General features: G+C 60.4%; 11 protein-coding genes. 6 read left to right on the top strand and 5 right to left on the bottom strand.

All coding sequences use genetic code 11. The annotated features are described in order from the left end of the window. Positions 1 to 11 precede the first annotated feature (11 nt). Both B3Y70_RS05760 and B3Y70_RS05765 read right to left on the bottom strand, forming a co-directional pair. On the bottom strand, positions 12 to 3,164 hold the full coding sequence (locus B3Y70_RS05760) for an efflux RND transporter permease subunit (protein WP_286893008.1): 3,153 nt from the start codon (positions 3,162 to 3,164) through the stop codon (positions 12 to 14). Then, positions 3,161 to 4,402 (bottom strand): efflux RND transporter periplasmic adaptor subunit, encoded by a 1,242-nt coding sequence (locus tag B3Y70_RS05765; protein WP_286893006.1) that lies wholly within the window; start codon positions 4,400 to 4,402, stop codon positions 3,161 to 3,163. The genes B3Y70_RS05760 and B3Y70_RS05765 overlap by 4 nt, the downstream gene beginning before the upstream one ends. A 114-nt stretch (positions 4,403 to 4,516) precedes the next feature. Here B3Y70_RS05765 and B3Y70_RS05770 point away from each other — a divergent pair, with 114 nt between their 5' ends. Further along, positions 4,517 to 4,963, top strand: coding sequence for a potassium channel family protein (locus B3Y70_RS05770; protein ID WP_014420223.1), 447 nt, complete (start codon positions 4,517 to 4,519; stop codon positions 4,961 to 4,963). 10 nt (positions 4,964 to 4,973) lie between these two features. On the opposite strand, the gene B3Y70_RS05775 is transcribed toward B3Y70_RS05770, so the two are convergent. From B3Y70_RS05775 to B3Y70_RS05785, 3 genes are all read right to left on the bottom strand, one after another. Next, positions 4,974 to 8,204 (bottom strand): efflux RND transporter permease subunit, encoded by a 3,231-nt coding sequence (locus tag B3Y70_RS05775; protein ID WP_273030721.1) that lies wholly within the window; start codon positions 8,202 to 8,204, stop codon positions 4,974 to 4,976. 6 nt (positions 8,205 to 8,210) lie between these two features. Continuing rightward, positions 8,211 to 9,263, bottom strand: coding sequence for an efflux RND transporter periplasmic adaptor subunit (locus B3Y70_RS05780; RefSeq protein WP_273030723.1), 1,053 nt, complete (start codon positions 9,261 to 9,263; stop codon positions 8,211 to 8,213). Between the two features lie 189 nt (positions 9,264 to 9,452). Beyond that, a complete protein-coding gene (locus tag B3Y70_RS05785) occupies positions 9,453 to 11,498 on the bottom strand; it encodes a TonB-dependent receptor domain-containing protein (protein WP_273030725.1) in 2,046 nt (681 codons plus the stop codon). Positions 11,499 to 11,750: 252 nt separating this feature from the next. Between B3Y70_RS05785 and gdhA the strand changes: the two genes are divergently transcribed. From gdhA to B3Y70_RS05810, 5 genes are all read left to right on the top strand, one after another. Beyond that, a complete protein-coding gene (gene gdhA, locus B3Y70_RS05790; protein ID WP_273030726.1) occupies positions 11,751 to 13,100 on the top strand; it encodes an NADP-specific glutamate dehydrogenase in 1,350 nt (449 codons plus the stop codon). Positions 13,101 to 13,107: 7 nt separating this feature from the next. Continuing rightward, positions 13,108 to 15,696, top strand: coding sequence for a PEP/pyruvate-binding domain-containing protein (locus tag B3Y70_RS05795; protein ID WP_273030728.1), 2,589 nt, complete (start codon positions 13,108 to 13,110; stop codon positions 15,694 to 15,696). A 49-nt stretch (positions 15,697 to 15,745) separates the two neighbouring features. Beyond that, a complete protein-coding gene (locus B3Y70_RS05800; protein ID WP_286896458.1) occupies positions 15,746 to 17,017 on the top strand; it encodes a sensor histidine kinase in 1,272 nt (423 codons plus the stop codon). A gap of 2 nt (positions 17,018 to 17,019) precedes the next feature. After that, positions 17,020 to 17,553: a response regulator transcription factor gene (locus tag B3Y70_RS05805; RefSeq protein ID WP_113879567.1), complete on the top strand. Its 534-nt coding sequence runs from the start codon at positions 17,020 to 17,022 to the stop codon at positions 17,551 to 17,553. A gap of 251 nt (positions 17,554 to 17,804) precedes the next feature. Then, entirely contained in the window at positions 17,805 to 19,934 is a 2,130-nt protein-coding gene (locus B3Y70_RS05810; protein WP_286896455.1) for a putative bifunctional diguanylate cyclase/phosphodiesterase, read from the top strand. Positions 19,935 to 19,936: the final 2 nt, after the last annotated feature.

Consider the following 19,936-nt stretch of genomic DNA (forward strand, 5'->3'; position numbering starts at 1 on the left):
TCTCCCGGTATTCAGTCGGCAGCCCCCAGAGGTTCTGCCGCACCGTTCCTGCGTTGGGCACGCCATTCCCGGAATTGCTCGACCCAGGACAACAGCGCTGGAATCACCAGCAGCACCAGGAAGGTGGACAGTCCCAAGCCAAAGGCAATCGACGTTGCCATGGGAATCAGGAACTGGGCCTGCAACGACGTTTCGAACAGCAGCGGTGTCAGCCCCCCGATGGTCGTCAAGGACGTCAGCAGAACGGCGCGAACCCGCTGCACGGCGGCCTCATTCAGGGCATCCGTGATGTCCAGCCCCTTCTGCCGTTGCTGATTGTAGAAAGCCACCAGAATAATGGCGTTATTCACCACGATACCGGACAGGCCGAACAACCCGAACAGCGACAGTATGGTGAGCTGCAGCCCCATGATCCAGTGGCCCAGGAGGGCACCGATCAGGGCAAAGGGAATAATCGCCATGACGATCAGGGGCAGACTCCAGGATGCAAACACCCAGGCCAGCACCACATACATCAGGGCCAGGCCGATAAGCAGCCCCGTTTGCATGTCCGCCATGGTTTCGCGTTGATCGGCCGAGCGGCCCTCAAAGCTGTAGCGCACACCGTGGCGACTGGCGATCTCCGGCAAAGGCCCGGACTGCAGGCTTTCAAGAATCTGGTCGGTGGTGGCAACCCGGGTATTCAGCGCCGAGGTGACCTCCACCGCAAGCTTGCCATCGGCGTGGCGCAGGGCCTGGAATCCCTGGCGGTGATCCAGGTTCATCACCTGGGTCAGCGGTACGAAACGACCATCAGGGATGCGGATGGTCATGCGCTCCAGGGTGGAATATTGCTCCCGTTGCGCCCTCGGCAACTGCACCCGGACTTCCACCTCATCGCGACCATCCTGGTAGATCTGGGCAATCCGGCCATCAAATGCCGCCCGTAACTGTCGGCCCAGATCCACAGTGGTCAGCCCCAGGGCCTCACCATAAGGGCTGACCTGATAGAGCAACTGTTCCCGGCCCCAGGGCATATCGTCTTCCACATCCAGCACGCCCGGCAGGGTATCCAGAGCCTGGGCCACTTCATCCGCGGCCCGCTTCAGGGCCTCTGCGTCATCACCGGTCAGTCGCACATTGACATCTCGCCCGGGCGGGCCGGCCTGGCGCTCGTTGATGTTCAGGGCATCGAGTCCGGCTGGCAGCGTCATTCGGCTGCGCCATTCCCGAATGAACTCGGCATTGCGCACGGAACGGCTGTCCGAAGGCACCAGCTCTACCAGCATGGAGCCAAGCTCGTCATCGTTCCGGGAACTGCCTTCAGCCCCTTGAGTAGCGCCGTAGGTGGTCACGGCATGGAGTACGAGATCGCCACCCAGGGCCTCCTCCGTTTCGGTGAGTGAGCGCTGCATTTCCCGGATGAAGCGCGCCACCGTGTCCTTGTCCGTGCCTGCCACAAAGCTGGCATTGGCGTAGAACACCGATGGTTCCGGCGTCGGGAAGAAGTTGAACCCAAGCCGTCCACCGGCCAGCAGGCCGACGGTGACAATGGCCAACGCCAGTGCCGAGGCTACGGTCATGCCCCGGTGCTTCAGGCTATAGCGGGAAAACCGGCGGAAAGGGCCGTCGCGGAAGGTATCGAACCGCTGCTCAAATCCCCGGCGCAAACGGGCCACGGCGTGAGGGCGTCGCTCTGGCTGATTCTCGGAAACCTTGCGGACAAAGGCATGGCGAAGATGGGCTGGCAAGACCACAAAACACTCCAACAGAGAGGCAATCAACACGCAGATCATCACCACCGGAATATCGCCCAGGATATTGCCTATTACACCTCCCACCACCAGCAGTGGCATGAACGCCGCCACCGTGGTCAGGGACGAAGCCAGTACTGGCCAGACCATACGCTTGGCAGCGCCTTCGGCGGCATAGATGGACTGCTCTCCCATACGGGCATGGGCATCCGCGTCCTCCCCCACAACGATGGCATCGTCAACGATCACCCCCAGGGCCATGATCAGGGCAAACAGTGAAATCATGTTGATGGAGCCGCCGATCAGCCATAGCACCCCCAGGGCGGCGAGAAAGGCGGTGGGAATACCCACCGCCACCCAGGCGGCGACCCGCCCGGGAAGAAACAGGTAGAGCAGCCCCACCACCAGCACCAGACCACCCAGGCCGTTATTCACCAGCAGGGAAATCCGGTCTTCAATCAGCTGCCAGGTTTCGTCGTAAACCTTGATATTTACGGTGGCCGGCAAGGTCGGGCGGGTATCCGTCAGCCAGGACTCAAACACCCGCGCGGCGGTCAGGGAGTTGCCGTTTTCCGCCCGCTGAAGCTGCAGCTCTACGGCGGGCATGCCGTTGTTTTCCATGACCGTCTGGTTGTCCCGGGCTTCCTGGCGGATGATGGCTATGTCACCCAGTTGCATGCGGATGCGATCACCGCTGAGTACCGGAATGGTCTCGAAGGCCTGGGGGCTGCGTCGCTGTTGCACCGCCCGCAGCTCTCGGGTGGCATCCTGCTGAGCCATCATCCCCGCCGGCAGGTCACGGGACAGCGACGCCACCCGATCGGCAATCTGTTCCAGCGAAAGGCCCAGGGATTCCAGGCGCTCCACCGGCACATCAATACTGATCTGCTGCTCTGGCAGGCCCCGGAGCGTGACCCGGTCGATGCCCCGGTCCAGTAATTCGTCCTCAAACCGGTACACCAGCTGGCGCAACTCGGCCCGGTCGACATCACCGTAAACCAGCAGCCGGGCCACCGGTTCGTACCGTTCGACCCTGGCCACCTGCGGTTCTTCGGCATCCGCCGGCAAGTTGTTGAATTCGTCGACCTGCTGGCGCACGTCATCCACTGCCTGTATCGGGTCGGTGCCTTCATGGAATTCCAGGGTAATGGACGACACCCCCTGCGCCGACGTGGAGGTCATCTTCTTGAGGCCGTCGACGCTGCGCAGACGCTGCTCAAGCGGGTCGGTAATACCGCGCTCCACATCCTCGGCCGACGCCCCACTCCACACCACCCGCACGCTGACCACATCCAGGGCGAAAGTAGGGAAGAACTGGATATTCATGCGGGTCAGGGCCATTACGCCACCGAGCAACATCACCAGCATCACCAGATTGCCGGCCAACCGGTGATGGACAAAAAAGCCGATCACACCCTTTTTGCGACTCATGAGGCCGGTGCCCCCTCGCTATCCGCCAGCTTTACTTTCAGGCCGGTGATCGCATTGGGCAGATGGGTGGTGATCAGGTGCATGCCCGGTTTCAGGTGTTCACTGGCGATCAACAACCGGCGCTCACCGTTCTCGCTGAGTGCCTCGCCGACCCGTTGCACCGTCACCCGCTGCATGCGGTTATCATCAGTCATGATGTAAACACTGTCGGCCCCGTACAGTGCGCTGAAGGGTATGGTAATCAAGTTGTCCCTTGCTGGCCGCTGCAGCAGCAGTGGCTGCAAAGCCCCGGGCCGCAAGGCTCCCGATTCCCCGTTCAGCTCCAGCACCGCCTCGGTGCCGGCCGGATCAGACAGGCCAACAAACCGGACCAGCTCAAAGCGCAGGCCGGAATCCTCGGCGGTAGCCGTTAGTGTTGCCCCCCCGGCCAGGGCATCCACCAACTCGCCGAGATACATCTGCGGCACCCGCGCCCGGACTTCCAGCCCCTGTATCGGATAGATGCTCAACAACGCCTGATTGCGGGATACCTGATCGCCAGCCGCCACTTGCAGGTTGGTGACCATACCGTCAAAAGGCGCTGTTGATACCGCCCGCTCACCGTCCAGTTCTGCCGAACTCAGACTGGCCCGGGCCTGCGACAACCGGGCCTCAAGGCTTTGCAGCCGGGCCGGATGCTCGGCTATGGCCCGCTCCCGGGTACGAACGGTCAACTCCGCCCTGGCCAGCGCATCGGTGGCAGCCTCAAGGTTCTCGCGGGAGGCCAGGTTGCGCTCAACCAGCGACTGAATGCGCTCAAACTGGCGACGGGCGTTATCCAGAATGGCCTTTTCACTCTCCAGGGATTGCTGATCGTTGCGGTATCGCACCTGTTCGGACCGCACCTGCGCCTCCAGGTCGGCGACCTGGGCCCGCGCCTGGGCAAGTACCGGTTCAATATCGGCGGCATCCAGCGCGACCAGCAAGTCGCCTTCGCTCACCTGCTGCCCTTCCCGCACCGGTAACCGGTCGATACGCCCGGCCAGGGTCGCGGTGATGGTCTGCAAATCCGGCGCGACCACCTCACCATACAATGGCAGAACCGGAGTCGCTTTGGCGGGACGTATTTCCTGCACCTGAACCAGCCAGCTGCGCTCGGTGGCGGATACTTCCGCCGGTTCCGGCCGGGTTACCTTCAGAAGCAGAAAGCCGGCGATACCGAGAGCGATCATCAACAGGGGGAGCAGTTTTCTGGACATGGACAGTCGATACTCTGATTAAATGAAGATGCGCGAAGGCAACGAATTTACTATACAATTTTCAACAGGTTCCGGATTACTCCGGCAGGTTTCCCGGCTTCAGGACAGACTCCGTTGGACGCCACTCACGATACCTTGATCAACGTCACCCTGCTGAACATCCTTCTGGTGTGTGCCGTTGTGGTGATACATAACGAAGTCCTGATCCGTTTAAGCGGCCTTCTCGCACGCATGCGCCAAAGCCACCATTTCCGTTTGATTGTGGCGGTGCTGGGCTGTCTGACCGCCCATGCCCTGCAAGTGTGGATCTTCGCCACGGCCTTTTATTTCATGCACCACGCCGAGGGCTGGGGCCAGCTAACAGGTAACTTCAGTGGCACCATGCTGGACTGTGCCTACTTTTCCTTCACCACCTTCACCACGCTGGGCTATGGCGATATCGAGGCCGTCGGCCAACTCCGGCACCTCACCGGCATCGAGGCACTCACTGGCCTGATGTTGATCACCTGGAGTGCCTCGTTCCTGTTCCTGGAAATGCAGCGCTACTGGCCAACCCGATAGCCACCACGCCTCAGATCCATTTGCAACGGGCCAGGGTGTAATAAAGCAAGGGCACCACGATCACGGTGAACAGGGTCGACATTGCCAGGCCGAACACCAGCGAAATCGCCAGCCCGTTGAAAATGGGGTCGCTCAGGATAAAGTAAGCGCCCACCATGGCCGATATAGCCGTCAGCAGGATAGGCTTGATGCGCACCGCACCCGCCATGACCACCGCCTTATCAAGCGCCATGCCTTCTTCCATTAATTGCTGGATAAATACGACCAGCAGGATGGAGTTACGCACAATGATGCCGGCCAGGGCGATCATGCCAATCATGCTGGTGGCGGTGAACTCCTTATCCAGCAGAGCATGGCCCGGCATGATGCCGATCAGGGTCAACGGAATCGGAGCCATGATGATCAGCGGCAGCAAATAGGAGCGGAACTGGGCCACCAGCAGCACAAAGATCATGAAGACACCCACGCTGTACGCGGCGCCCATGTCCCGGAAGGTTTCATAGGTAATCTGCCACTCACCGTCCCACTTCAGAGTACCTTTTTCCGGCAACGGCGGTTGCTGGATAAAGAACTGCTCCGGAGCCTCCGCCTGATTTTCCAGCAAGTCCACCATGCGGAACATGCCATAGAGGGGCGAGTCGATGTCTCCGGCCATATCGGCCGTGACGTAGGTCACTGGCAGCAGATCCTTATGATAGATGGCCCCCATCCAGTCCGCCTCCCGCACGTCTGCGATGCTGGCCAACGGCACCAGTTCACCACTGCGACTGCGCACCTGTACCGAAAGCAGGGCCGAGGGCTGTGCCTTGTCACCCTCGGCCAGAATCACCCGAATCGGCACTGGGTATTTGGCCTGGTCATCATGCAGATAACTGACACCAGCCCCGCCCAGCGCGGTCTGCAAGGTACTGACCACCAGCGCCTGGGAGACCCCGAGCCGGGCTGCCCGAGCCCTATCTACCACCACTTCCCATTGCCGGGTAGGGGCCTCCAGGGTGGTATCAATATCCACCAGCCCCTCGATACCGTTCATATCGTCAGCAATCAGGGTTGCCAGTTCCGCCCGGCGGAAGGCATCGGCGGCATAGATTTCGGCCACCACCGGCGACAGCACCGGCGGCCCCGGTGGCACCTCAACAATTTTCACCTTGGCACCGTAGCGATCGGCAATGGCTGTCAGCGGGCCACGCAGGCTCTGGGCAATCTGGTGTGATGGCCGTTCTCTGTGCCCGGAGCCGGCCAGGTTTACCTGAATATCGCCCTGATAGGGTTCGCTGCGCAGATAATACTGCCGCACCAGCCCGTTGAAATTGATGGGCGATGCGGTACCGGCATAGGTCTGCCAGTCGGTGACTTCCGGCACCGTTTCCAGATAATGGCCCATATCAGTGAGCACCCGCTGGGTCTGTTCCACCGGCGTGCGCTCAGGCATATCCAGAATCACCTGCAGTTCGGATTTATTGTCGAACGGCAGCATCTTGAGAATGACCGCCAGAAAGACCGGCAAGGACGCTGCCGCCAGCGTCAGCAGCACCACGCCAAGACCCAGAAAACGGCGGCGCCAGGCATGCTCGCCCAGAAACGGTCCCAACACACCGTTGAAGATCTTCATCGCCAGCGGGCTGGCACCCTCGGCGGAACTGGCGGCCTCACCGGCGTCGTCCAGCTCCTGGCCCTTTTTGTGTTTCAGCAAACGGAAGGCCAGCCAGGGGGCGACCACAAAGGCGACAATCTGGGATACCACCATGCCGGCCGAGGCATTGATGGGAATCGGGCTCATGTAGGGGCCCATCAGGCCAGTCACAAACGCCATAGGCAGCAGCGCGGCCATGATGGTCAGGCTCGCCATAATGGTGGGGGTACCCACCTCATCCACCGCCACCGGGATGATGTCCCTGATCGAACGACGAGTGTTCTGGATGCGCCGGTTGATGTTCTCGGTGATCACGATGGCGTCATCCACCAGAATCCCGATGGAAAAGATCAGCGCGAACAGCGACACCCGGTTCAGGGTAAAGCCCCAGGCCCAGGAAAACACCAACGTTAGCAGCAGTGTAATCAGTACCGAAATACCGACAATCAGGGCCTGGCGCCAGCCCATGGCCGCCAGCACCAGCAGCATCACCGCCACGGTGGCGGACACCAGATCGGAGATCAGTTTCTGCGCCTTGTCGGAGGCGGTCACCCCGTAATCCCTCGTCACCAGCACTTCAATATCCGGTGGCAGGGCACGGTTACGCAGCTCATCCAGCCGCTGCTCGATGGCGGTGGTGATGTCGATGGCGTTTTCGCCTGGCTTCTTCGCAATCGCCAACGTCACCGCTGGATACACCTGGCCGGCCACGCCTGCTTTGTGCTCCGGGTGGGCCGGGCCGAAGCCGACCATTACACTCTGGTCCGGCACCGTCCCGCCACGGCGCACTTGCGCCACATCATCCATGTAGACGGCCGCCCCATTGTGCATGCCCACCACCAGGTAACGGACATCGTCTACGGATTCCAGCAGCGTTCCGGCCTGTACCGGAATGGAGACGTTGTCGCGGGTTACCCGGGCTTCCTGGCTGGCCGCGTTGCCGGCATTGAGCGCATTCGCGATGTCCTCGGTAGTGAGTCCATACCCCGCCAACAGCGCCGGATCAAACAGGATGTCCACCCGGTCCGGTACGCCGCCGAGGGTATAGATGTCCCGGGTACCGGGCACGCGCTTGAGGGCCACTTCGAGCATGTGTGCCAGCCGGGTGAGTTCCTCCCCGGAATGGGTGTTGGTGGGATCAAACAGGGTCAGGCTCATCACCGGCACATCGTCTATACCCCGGGGCTTGATCAGGGGCTGGGAGGCTCCGAGATCCGGCGGCAGCCAGTCCTGGTTGGAATACACCTGGTTGTAGAGCCGCACCAGTGCTTCCTGTCGGGTGATACCGACCTCGAATTCAACGGTCACCACCGCCTGGCCCTGTCGTGACACGGAGTAAACATGCTCTACGCCCTTGATCTCACTCATCACCTGTTCGGCCGGCGTGGCAATCACACTTTCCACTTCTCGGGCACTGGCTCCCGGCAGCGCCACCATGACGTCGGCCATGGTGACATCAATCTGGGGTTCCTCTTCTTTTGGTGTGACGATCACCGACAGGACACCGAGGATGATCGCCAGAATGGCCAGCAGCGGGGTCAGATGATTGTTCTGAAAGGCCCGGGCAATGACACCGGACGGGCCAACCGGGGGCAATTCCTGACTCATGGCCGCTTACTCCCCGCTTGCCGCTGAGGAACCGGGCATGGCCAGTGTTTCGCTGCCCACCAGAACCCCCGGATTGCTCACTACCTGTTCACCGGCACTGAGCCCCGACAACACCTCCAGCCGCTGACCATCGCGAACGCCGGGCCGAATCTGGCGCAGCCGTGGTTCGCCCTCAGGGTTGATCACGAACACGGCCCGCAGTTCACTGCGCTGAACCAGGGCAGACGCCGGAATCCACAGAGCCTCCCGGCTCGCCACCGGCACACTCACTTTCACCAGCATGCCCGGGAACAAGGCACCATTGGGTTCGTTTAGCTGAAGGCGCAGCCGGAAGGTATGGGTTTGCGGGTTGGCATAGGGATAGAACGTCATCTCGCCGGTCTCGAGCACCCGGCCATCGGGCAGGGTCACGGTGGCCTGGCGCTGGCTGCGGGCAACATCGGCGTATTTCTGGGGCAGATCCACCACCACCCGCAGCTGTTCGAGGGACAAACCGCTAAGCAAAGGCTGGCCAGGGCTCACAGACTCACCCAGCTCGACATGCCGTTCGGTGAGAATGCCGCCATAGGGGGCGATAATACGGGTGTAGTCCAGCTGCTTGCGGGCTTCGGCCACCGCCGCTTCCGCCCTTTCCACCCTGGCCTGAGCAGCGCTCATATTATTGCGGGCCTGGTCGAATTCCTGCCGGGACACCAGGCCCCGTTCATGAATGGCTTCGATTCTTTGATACTGCTGACGGGCATCCTGCAACCCGGAACGGGCTTCCTGCAATCCGGCTTCAGCCTGGTTGAGCCGGGCCTGCTGTTCGCTGTCTTCCAGGCGCACGATCAGATCACCGGCGGCAACAGAATCATCCACATCAAAGGGCAGCTCCACCACCGTACCGCTGGTCTGGGCGGATACGGTACTCTGCTGAACCGCTTCAATAACACCATCAAGATGGGCGGTTTCCTGCAGGGTGGCCCGCGTTACCGCCTGCGTTTCCACGGTCTCAGCCGATAAAGCGGAACTGATCAGCATCAGAAGCAGCACCCGAATCGCCTGAACACACTTACCCATCTTCGTTATTCCTTTAGAGAATTACTTGATAACCAATTGTAGCATTACCCCTGACACCCTTCAGTCTAGTTGCTGTCCTTGCGAACCGGGTTTGATCAACGACAAAAAAAACCCGGATGGAGTGACCTCCACCCGGGGTATCAATGTCACCCGCCGGCTATGAGAAGCGGGTAACCGCCATAATCGTTTTTACCACCGGGCCGTAAGCGCTGCGCGCAATGTGCGCCCCGGCTCATTGACCCGGAACACCCCACTGTCGGCCAGGTTGTCCTTACTGACATGGTTCGCCCAGGTATTGTCGAACAGGTTATCCACTGCCCAGGTCAGGCTCAGATTGGCCATGAGCGGGTGGGTGCCGGACAGGTTGAATACGCCGTATCCTGGCGAAGTACTGGGGTCCAGTCCGGATTCAAGATCTACCCGATCCTGGCGACGGGCCAGTTGCCATTCGGCCTCCAGAGTATGGCCCTGATAATGCCAGCCCAGGGTCTGGATAAACTGGATAGGCGGAATCCGCGGCAGCGCCTTATCGGCATCCCGGTTTTCGCCGCGCACGGAAGCCAGCTTGCTGGTGCTGCTCCAGGTACCGTTGCTCCATCCCAGCATGCCCTCAACACCAAGCAGGCGGGCGCTGATATTTTCATAGCGGGTGTCCGTGGTGTTGTTGGGGTTGCGGATGTCAAAGCGGTAGACATAGTCATCCACCTGATCTACCCAGACAGCCGGGCGCCAGCTCCACTCGCCCTGATTGCCGGGCAGGCTGATTTCCAGCTTATGGTGTTTTTCGGTGTCCAGATCCGGGTTTCCGATCCAACTGCTTATCATGGTCTTACGGGCAACATAGCGCTCATTCACGCTGGGGGAGCGCACGCTGTGGCTGGCCGTAACCTCAAGGGCCTGGACCGGCGAAACACGCCATTCTCCGGTCAGGAAGCCACTCACGTTGTCATCGTTGGCTTCGGTATCGCTTGCACCATAGGCCGAGGCGTAAAGTCCGGCAGGGGAGAACGTCATCATACCGCCGGCCATCGGGGTAAACGTCTGATCGGCACGGGTGGCATCCATTTCCACCCGGTCATAACGAATGCCGGCACCGAGGCGGGCGTTGGCGCGGATCTGGTGGAAGGCTTCCACAAACACTCCCACCCGGTCTCGCTCAACGCCCGGCCACATCAGAGAGGCCTCGTGGTCGAGATTCATACCGTTGTACATGGTGGCGTCCCATTCATTGCTTTCCACATCCACACCAACGGCAATGTCTTTGGTGTAGTTGATGGTCTGATCCAGCACCAGCCGGGCACCCCGGGTACGGGTTTCCGAGTTGGTCTGCATTTTCATGGGCATACCCATATTTACCGGCGGCTCACGCAGGCTGAAGTTATCCATCACGTGATCCACATCTGCCTGCCAGGCCATCAGATTCCAGCCGCCGCTGGCGACCGGCGCTCCCAGCTCCAGCCGGTACAGGTCGGTATCCGTTTTCGGTGCATCCATACCCCGGCCGGGAAACTTTACGTCCCGCTCTTCCTGGCGACTGATGAGGCCTTTAATGTAAAGGCCATTATCAGCGGTCCAGGCGGTATCCACCCGGCCTTCAGAGTTTTTATAGGCGCTGCGGACGTCGTTACCGTCGCCATCTTCATAATCGTTGGCTTCGTCGTAGCCGCCAGCGAGGCGGATAAACGTTTCCCTGTCACCGACCGCCACGCTGCCGTTAACCAGCTTGCCTTCGCCATTGTCGGCACCGCCGACGGTCAGGTGGCCGGTTGTGCGGTTGTCATCAGCAAATTCCGGGGCGGCGGTAGTGGCAACCACCTGGCCGCCGGCAATCGGCCCCCAGCGCAGGGTGCGGTTGCTGGTGCGCACTTCCAGCACCGGCGCCAGCGCTGTGCTCAAACGGCTGGTGGGCGGATCCATCCGGCTCGGGCACGCTCCCTCCACCCGCATGCCGTCAAGCAGCACCTCAACCCGTTCTTCGTTCTGGCCACGGATCACCGGGTCCAGACCACGGCCACCCATGCGCGACAGCGAAACCCCGGCATCCGAGGACAACCGCTGTACTGGCTCGGTCTGAACGGCCGCCGCCGACAGTCGGGCGGCTTCGGCCGACTGACCTTCGGTCACCCGGATCAACATCAGGGCATCGGTTTCAGACTGGGCATGGGCAAGAGGGGCGACAGCACAGCCGGCCATCACAAGGCTGATACAGCGAGCCAGGTGGGTCTTTCTCATCATGGCGTGGCGGGTCCTTGGAGCGTTTGGATCAGGTGTTTCGTGAATTAGCCGGAATTGTATGCCGCTTCTTTTTCACTGGCTTGAGACACAATGCCGCACCCCCTTGGGGGTATCTCCGTCGGGTAGAACGCGGTGCTTTGCAGCAGATTTACTTGCCAACTACCGCACCGCTGTGGTGCAATCACTGCCCTTTTTTTGGGCATTCGCATTTTCCTGCGGCTTTCAATACGCGTATTCCGAGGGCATGACACCATGACTGCAAAACTCGACGAAAAGCTCGAACCGATTTTCCAGGACGTTCTTCATCGCAACCCGGGTGAGAAAGAATTCCACCAGGCGGTTCACGAAGTGCTGGAAACCCTGGGGCCCGTACTGGTGAAATACCCGGAATTCGCCGACAAGAAAATCATCCAGCGTATCTGCGAACCCGAGCGCCAGATCATCTTCCGTGTGCCCTGGCAGGACGACAGTGGTGAGATCCACATCAACCGCGCCTTCCGTGTCGAGTTCAACAGTGCCCTTGGCCCCTATAAAGGTGGCATGCGTTTTCACCCATCTGTTTACCTCGGCATCATCAAGTTCCTGGGCTTCGAACAGATCTTCAAGAATGCCCTGACCGGACTGCCCATCGGCGGTGGTAAAGGCGGCAGCGACTTCGACCCGAAAGGCAAGTCGGACGACGAAATCATGCGTTTCTGCCAGAGCCTGATGACCGAACTGTACCGCCATCTGGGCGAGTACACCGACGTTCCCGCCGGCGACATCGGCGTCGGTGGCCGCGAGATCGGCTACCTGTTCGGCCAATACAAGCGCATCACCAACCGCTACGAATCCGGCGTATTCACCGGCAAAGGCCTGGACTGGGGCGGCAGTCGCGCCCGTACCGAGGCCACCGGTTACGGCACCGTGTTCTTCACCCACGAAATGCTCAAGGCTCGTGGTGACTCCCTGGAAGGCAAGACCGTGGTGGTGTCAGGCTCCGGCAACGTAGCCATCTATGCCATCGAAAAATGCCACGAACTGGGCGCCAAGGTAATTGCCTGCTCCGACTCCCAGGGCATGATCGTGCATGAGAAGGGCATTGACCTGCAGACGGTCAAGCGCATCAAGGAAGTGGAGCGCCGCCGCATCAGCGCCTACACTGAATACCACAAAGACGCCAGGTACGTGGAAGACGGCAACATCTGGAGCGTTCCGTGTGATGTGGCCCTGCCTTGCGCCACCCAGAACGAACTTAACGGCAGCGATGCCAAGACCCTGGTGGAAAACGGCTGTATCGCAGTTGCCGAAGGCGCCAACATGCCGACCACGCCGGAAGGCATCATCATCTTCCAGGACGCCAAGATTGCTTACGGCCCGGGCAAGGCCGCTAACGCCGGTGGTGTTGCAACTTCCGCCCTGGAAATGCAGCAGAACGCCAGCCGCGATTCCTGGACTTTCGATTACACCCAGAAGCGCCTTGAGGAAATCATGATCGATATCCACAAGAACTGTTACGAGACCGCCGCAGAGTTTGGCGCTCAGGGTAACTATGTGCTGGGCGCGAACATCACCGGGTTCCTTCGCGTAGCCAAGGCTATGACCGCCATGGGCGTGATCTGATCACGCCATGACGCACCAGCAGCCTCAGCAGACCACAGACTGGGTGTCCACCGGACTGCCCGGTCTGGATGAGGTGCTGGATGGCCTGCGAATCGGCGACAATGTTGTCTGGCGGGTCTCCGATCTGGACGATTACCGCCGATTCGTTCTTCCCTTTCTGGATGCTGCCGCCGACGCCGGCCGGCAGATCATCTATCTCCGCTTCGGCGAGCATCCGCCGATCATTGACCAGCACCCTGCGGTCCGCACCATCACCATTGATGCCCTCGGCGGTTTCGAGAGTTTTACCAGCCGGGTCTGGCACCTGATCGAACAACATGGCCGCGGCGCCTTCTACGTGTGCGACAGCCTGAGTGAGCTACTCAATGCCTGGGCCACCGACGCCATGGTGGGCAATTTTTTCCGGGTAGTGTGTCCCTTCCTGTTCGAACTGGATACCGTCGCCTGGTTCACCCTGCACCCGGACCGACACTCCCGGATGACCCTGGACCGGATTCGCCAGACCACCCAGGTGCTGATTGATGTACACCGCCACGGCGACGATGTGCAGATTCATCCCATCAAGGCCTGGCGCCGGCAATCACCGACCATGTTCCTGCCCCATCGGGAACAGGCTGGCCAGTTCTGGCCGATTACCGACAGCAGCGATGCCACCCGCTTGCAGGCCTCGCTGGAATCCGAGCACCTGCATCGCCAACCCCTGCTGGATTACTGGGACAGACTGTTTCAGGAAGTCAGCCGGGCCATCTATGAACAGGACCAGGCCTGCATGTCCGATCTGCAGGAGCAGGTTCTGCAGGTGATGATCAGCCGCGACCCCAAGATTCTCGAACTGGCCCGGCGCTACCTGACTCTGGAAGATCTGCTCACCATCCGCAGCCGTCTGGTTGGCAGCGGTTATATTGGTGGCAAGGCCACAGGTATGCTGATTGCCAGGAACATTCTGTTGAAAGATGCCCCGGAACTCTGGCAGCCGAATCTGGAACCCCACGATTCCAGCTACCTGGGCACCGACGCCTACTATGCTTTTCTGGTCCATAACGGCCTCTGGCCGGCCATCATGCGACAACGCTCACCAGAAGGTTATCTCAGTGAAGCACCCGCCCTGCGCAAGGCCATCCTGACCGGGCAATTCCCGGCGGAAGTCCGTTCGGAGCTGGAACGCCTGCTTGACCATTATGGCCAGTATCCCATCCTGGTGCGCTCATCCAGCCTGCAGGAGGATGGTTTCGGCAACGCCTTTGCCGGCAAATACGACAGCGTCTTCCTGATCAACCAGGGGGCACCGGAACAGCGACTGGCGGAACTGGAAGATGCCATCCGCCAGGTCTACGCCTCGTCCATGAGCGACGACGCTCTGGTGTACCGTAAACAACGAGGCCTGGATCAGCGCGAGGAACCCATGGCCCTGCTGATCCAGCGGGTAAATGGCCGTTTCCATGGCCGCTACTACCTGCCGGATGCGGCCGGCGTTGGGGTATCCAGAAACACCTTTGCCTGGGACAGCAACATGGACCCGAAAGCGGGCATGGTGCGCCTGGTTATGGGGTTGGGCACCCGGGCCGTGGATCGAATTGAAGGCGACCACGCCTGCGTGATGGCGCTGGACCATCCTGGCCGGCAACCATTCCGCAATCCGGACGAACACTACCGGTTCTCCCAGCATCTGGTGGATCTGCTCGACCTGCAGGAAGGCCATCTGGAAACCCGGCCCCTGAGCCAGTTACTGGAAACCGTTAGCGACCTGCCCATGGCGCACATGGGCGAGATCGACCGGGCCGCCAGTGCTCGGGCGGAACAGATTGGCCTGCCAGGGCCTGTGTGGCGGCTCACCTTCCGGCCGCTGGTTCAGGCCAGCTCGTTTATTCAGCGGCTGTCGTCCTTGTTATCGACCCTGGAGGCCGGCTATCAGCATCCCGTGGATGTCGAGTTCACCCTGCACCTGGATGAGCACGGCGAACCGGCCTTCAACCTGGTGCAGTGCCGGCCACTGGCCACCATTGGCGAAACCGGCCCAGTCACACTGCCGGAACACCTGCCAGCAGAGCGGGAGATTTTCCGCACCCAGGGCCATTTCATGGGCGGCAACATCAATCTGGCGATCGAGCGGGTCATCCGTGTAGATGCAGCTGTTTACGCCAGTCTGAATACCAACCATCGTTACGAAGTCGCCCGCCGTGTCGGCGAGATCGTGCGGGAATCCAGCAAAAGCACCCTGCTGATCGGCCCCGGCCGCTGGGGCACCAGCAGCCCGGAACTGGGCGTACCGGTCAGGTTTGCCGATATCGCCGGGGTCAGTGCTTTGGTGGAGGTATCCGAAAACGCCGGCGACATGGTGCCGGATCTGTCCTATGGCTCTCATTTCTTTCAGGATCTGGTGGAAACCGGTATTGCCTATGTGGCGCTGTTTCCGGAATCCGGGCAGTGCCATTACCAGCCTGACCATCTGCCCGGAGAAATCTCCCAGCCCGATAACGCCAGTGACATTGAACACGCCATCAGGGTGTATGTCATGAATCAGTCGCCTATTCAGCTGGCCGGCGATGTGGTTCGCCAGGAACTGGTGTGCTACCGGCCGGTTGACCCGAAGCAATAGCCAGAGGTTTTTCGCGCCGACATCGGCTACACGCTGGTAGAATGCCCCCATGGAATGGCTGACACACTCACAGACCGGTTTTCGCCAGGCCGCCCGTTACCTTCTGGGCATGCGGCTGGCCATCATTGTCACCTTGCTGGTGGCCGTTGCGGTTGCCGAAACCACCATCACCCTTGCTCATCGGGCCGAGGCGCTGCTGCTGTGCCTGCTATACGGTGTACTGGCCACGCTCGGATGGTTATGGTTCAGCCGGCGCCCGCCCGCCTCGGCGGTTTTTGTCAGCCTTACCCTGGCAGCCGATCTGGTACTGATCGGGTTCTGGCTTTACCTTACCGGAGGCTACACCAACCCTCTGGTCTCGCTCCTGCTGCTGCCGATCGCGGTCGCCATCATCCTGGTGCCTGGGCGCCACAGTATCGTCCTGACAGTATCCGGTGTTCTGGTGTATACCGCCCTGGTGCTCTGGCATACGCCCGCCATTGAACATCAGCATCACGGCGGCGACCTGGCCCAGCTGCATCTGGTGGGCATGTGGGTAACCTTTGCCCTGACCGCCGCCATTCTGCTGCTGGTGGTGGGCACCCTGGCCCGCCAGCTGAGAGCACAGCAGTCCCAGCTTGGACAGTTCCGGGAAAACCGGCTTCGCGACGAACAGATCATTTCTCTGGGCCTTTCCTCCGCGGCCGTCGCCCATCGTCTCGGAACGCCCCTGAACACCATGACGTTATTGCTGGATGAAATTCGCTCTGCCACCTCTGATCAGGGCGACAAACATCTGGAGGATGATCTGGGCATGATGCAGCAACAGCTGGCACTATGCAGCGGGCACCTGCAACAGCTGACCCAGGCCGCCATCGAAGCCCGCAACGCAAAACTGGAAAACCTGCCGGTATCCGCCTGGCTCAAACGGCTTCGGGAGTCTGCAACATTGCTCTGGCCCGCCGGGCCGATACGCTGGGCAGACGAGTGTCCTGAGGCAACGGTCGCGGTAGATGCCACCCTCGATCAGGCGGTGCTGAACCTTCTCGCCAACGCCCTGACCGCAAGCCCGCAATGGGTCGCCGTCAGTTGCCAGAGGGCCGACAATGCACGGGTCGAGATCATCGTCGAAGACCACGGCGATGGTCTGGAAAGTGCCTTTGCCGGTGCGCCGGGCGAAGACGTGGTGGATTCCCGCAACGGCCTGGGGGTGGGGCTGTTTCTGTCCAACGCCACCATACAGCGACTGGGCGGCCACCTTCGTGCCCGGGTGAGCGACCAGGGCACCACCATGGTGATCGACCTTCCGATGTCTGGCGCACCTTCCACGGGAGTTATCTGAACATGACAGACCGCGAATGCTGGTTGCTGATTGATGACGATGAGAGCTTTCTGCAGGTACTAAGTCGCTCTCTTGCACGACAGGGCGTGGAGAGCGCGACGGCCAGTAACCGGGCGGATGCGCTCCGGGCCCTTGGCGAGAAGCACTTTAACCGCTGCGTGCTGGACCTGAATCTGGCGGGTGAGAGCGGCCTGCAATTACTGCCAGAGCTGCTGCAACACGATGACAATCTGGAGGTACTGGTACTGACCGGCTACGGCAGTATCGCCACGGCGGTGGAGGCCATGCGCCGTGGCGCCGCAAACTATCTGTGCAAACCGGTCACCGTCAGCCAGCTGATACAGGGCTTTGAACCCCTTGAGGGCGGCCCCGCACTGCGCCAGGAACCGCCCTCGGTGGAGGAAATGGAGTGGGAACATATCCAGCGGGTGCTGAATGAACACGAGGGCAATATATCCGCAACGGCCAGGGCTCTGAACATGCACCGCCGAACTCTGCAACGAAAACTCCAGAAGCATTCCCGCTGGCGACAGTGAATCTCCTAGCTGTCCTGAAACGGTAAAAATCTCACTTCGAATTGACGATCGTCAACTTCCTGAAACCAAGGTCGAATGCCTTCCAATCCCGGATGCGGTAGCATCCCCGGCAACCTCCCTTTGCAATAAACGGATAACAGGCACACGGCAAATACGGAGGTTGCGGGTAGCCAATCATTGCTATACTCGCAAACAGTTCTCACATGGAGAGGAGGAAGCCGAAAGCCACCGATAACCGGAACACCTGATCTATGCCCAACACCCCGGATACCCCTCAGCCTGCCACGGATATCGACCCGAAACGACTGGCGCTGGTGGCCACCGCCACCCGCAACATGGCACTGATTCTGGACGCCGGTGGCTGCATCGAGTGGGTCAATCAGGCGTTTGAGAAGCACACTGGCTACTCGTTGAATTCGGTGCGCGGGAAACTGCCGAATCAGGTTCTGGCTGGCCCGGATACGGATCTGGAGACCGTCAGCCGGATACATCGCCACCTGTTCCGGGGCGAGGCGTCTGAAGAAGACATCCTGCACTACACCGCCAACGGCGAACCTTACTGGGTACACACCTACTGCACACCCGTCGATGGAGAGGAAGGCATTGAACCCGGCTTTGTGGTAATCCAGACCAACATCTCCGACCGGAAAAACAGCGAACGCGGCCTGCGCATCGCTGCCAGCGTCTTTGATCGCAGCCACGAGGCGATTGTCATCACCGATCACCTCAACCACATTATCGATGTAAACCCAGCGTTTTCCCGGATTACCGGCTACAGCCGTCAGGAAGTACTCGGCCTCAACCCTTCCATTCTGAGCTCTGGCCGCCATTCCCGGGAATACTACCGTTCCATGTGGCAGTCCATCGAAAAAACCGATCACTGGCGCGGAGAGGTGTGGAATCGCCGCAAAAACGGTGAGGAATATGTGGAACTGCTATCCATCAGCCGGGTGCACCTGGAAGAACCCGGCAAACATTATTATGTGGCGGCGTTCTCCGATATCACTGCCCTGAAGAATCACGCCAAAGAGCTCGACCGGGCCGCGAATTACGACGACCTCACCGGCCTGCCCAACCGCCAGCTTCTGGAAGAGCGGTTGCGATCCGCCAGGGCGCACGCGGACCGGCAGAAACGCTCACTCGCCATCTGCTATCTTGACCTGGACGGATTCAAGGGTATCAACGATGAACTCGGCCACGATTTCGGCGACGAGGCCCTCCGCATGGTGGCGGAACGGCTCACCCGAAGTCTCCGCAGCGGAGATACCGTCGCCCGAATCGGCGGCGATGAATTTGTTCTGCTGATTCAGAGCGATCATTCCGAGCCGCTGTATCAGCGTATCCTGAGCTCGGTCAGTGAGCCTTTCGACATGGCGGGTAAAGCGGTAAATCTGACCGCCAGCCTCGGCGTCACCCTGTACCCGGAGGATGATACCGACGCCGAAGGCCTGATCCGCCATGCCGACCAGGCCATGTATGCTGCCAAAGAGAAAGGCCGCAACCAGTTTTATATTTTTGATCCAGGCCAATATGCCTTCCGCAAGGAACGTCGGAACCTGCTGATGGAGATTTCCCGAGCCCTGGAGAACGAGGAATTCGAACTCTACTTCCAGCCACAACTGCGCATGGCCGACTGTCAGGTGATTGCCTTTGAGGCCCTGATTCGCTGGAACCACCCCGAAAAAGGACTGATTACCCCCGATGCCTTTCTGCCGGCGGTGGCCAACAGTCACCTGGAGATCCCCCTGGGCCAATGGGTGCTGAAAGAAGCGATTCACCAGATGAACCGATGGCGGGAAGCCGGCGAAGCTCTGGGAGTCAGCATCAATATCAGCGCGCCCCACCTGATGGACCGGAAGTTTGCGGACTACCTGGAAGGCTATCTGCAAAGCCATCCGGAAGTGAGCCCCGGGCAAATCACTCTGGAAGTGCTGGAATCCACGGCGCTGGAGGACACCAAGCGCGCCAGCAATGTGCTGGCGCGCTGCCAGTCTCTGGGCCTGCAGGTGGCACTGGATGACTTTGGCACCGGGTTTTCATCGCTAACCTACCTGCGCACCCTGCCGGTGGATGTCATCAAGATTGATCAGAGCTTTGTCCGCAACATGCTCACCGACGCCAATGACCGCGCTATCGTTGAAAGCGTGATCTTCCTGGCTCAGCGCTTTGACCATCCTGTGCTGGCGGAAGGCGTGGAGACCATGGATCATGCCGCCGCATTGCGGGACATGGGCTGCAATCTGGTTCAGGGCTACGGCATCGCCCGCCCGATGCCATCCGGAGAGGTACTGGAGTGGCTGCAAAACTGGCGCCGTCAGGTCGAATCCAGAAAGGAAATCCAGCAACTGCAGGCGGCTTCCGAACAGGGCGAGGGCATCTGAAC

Origin of the sequence: Marinobacter sp. UBA5687, assembly GCF_002420325.1 — a bacterium.
Classification (GTDB): Bacteria; Pseudomonadota; Gammaproteobacteria; order Pseudomonadales; family Oleiphilaceae; genus Marinobacter; species Marinobacter nauticus.

Bases quoted from the DNA above. Each gene is read 5' to 3' on its own strand.
- B3Y70_RS05785 (WP_273030725.1), bottom strand. From the start codon at position 11,498: ATGATGAGAAAGACCCACCTGGCTCGCTGTATCAGCCTTGTGATGGCC.
- B3Y70_RS05805 (WP_113879567.1), top strand. From the start codon at position 17,020: ATGACAGACCGCGAATGCTGGTTGCTGATTGATGACGATGAGAGCTTT.
- B3Y70_RS05810 (WP_286896455.1), top strand. From the start codon at position 17,805: ATGCCCAACACCCCGGATACCCCTCAGCCTGCCACGGATATCGACCCG.
- B3Y70_RS05780 (WP_273030723.1), bottom strand. From the start codon at position 9,263: ATGGGTAAGTGTGTTCAGGCGATTCGGGTGCTGCTTCTGATGCTGATC.
- gdhA (WP_273030726.1), top strand. From the start codon at position 11,751: ATGACTGCAAAACTCGACGAAAAGCTCGAACCGATTTTCCAGGACGTT.
- B3Y70_RS05775 (WP_273030721.1), bottom strand. From the start codon at position 8,204: ATGAGTCAGGAATTGCCCCCGGTTGGCCCGTCCGGTGTCATTGCCCGG.
- B3Y70_RS05760 (WP_286893008.1), bottom strand. From the start codon at position 3,164: ATGAGTCGCAAAAAGGGTGTGATCGGCTTTTTTGTCCATCACCGGTTG.
- B3Y70_RS05795 (WP_273030728.1), top strand. From the start codon at position 13,108: ATGACGCACCAGCAGCCTCAGCAGACCACAGACTGGGTGTCCACCGGA.
- B3Y70_RS05765 (WP_286893006.1), bottom strand. From the start codon at position 4,402: ATGTCCAGAAAACTGCTCCCCCTGTTGATGATCGCTCTCGGTATCGCC.
- B3Y70_RS05800 (WP_286896458.1), top strand. From the start codon at position 15,746: ATGGAATGGCTGACACACTCACAGACCGGTTTTCGCCAGGCCGCCCGT.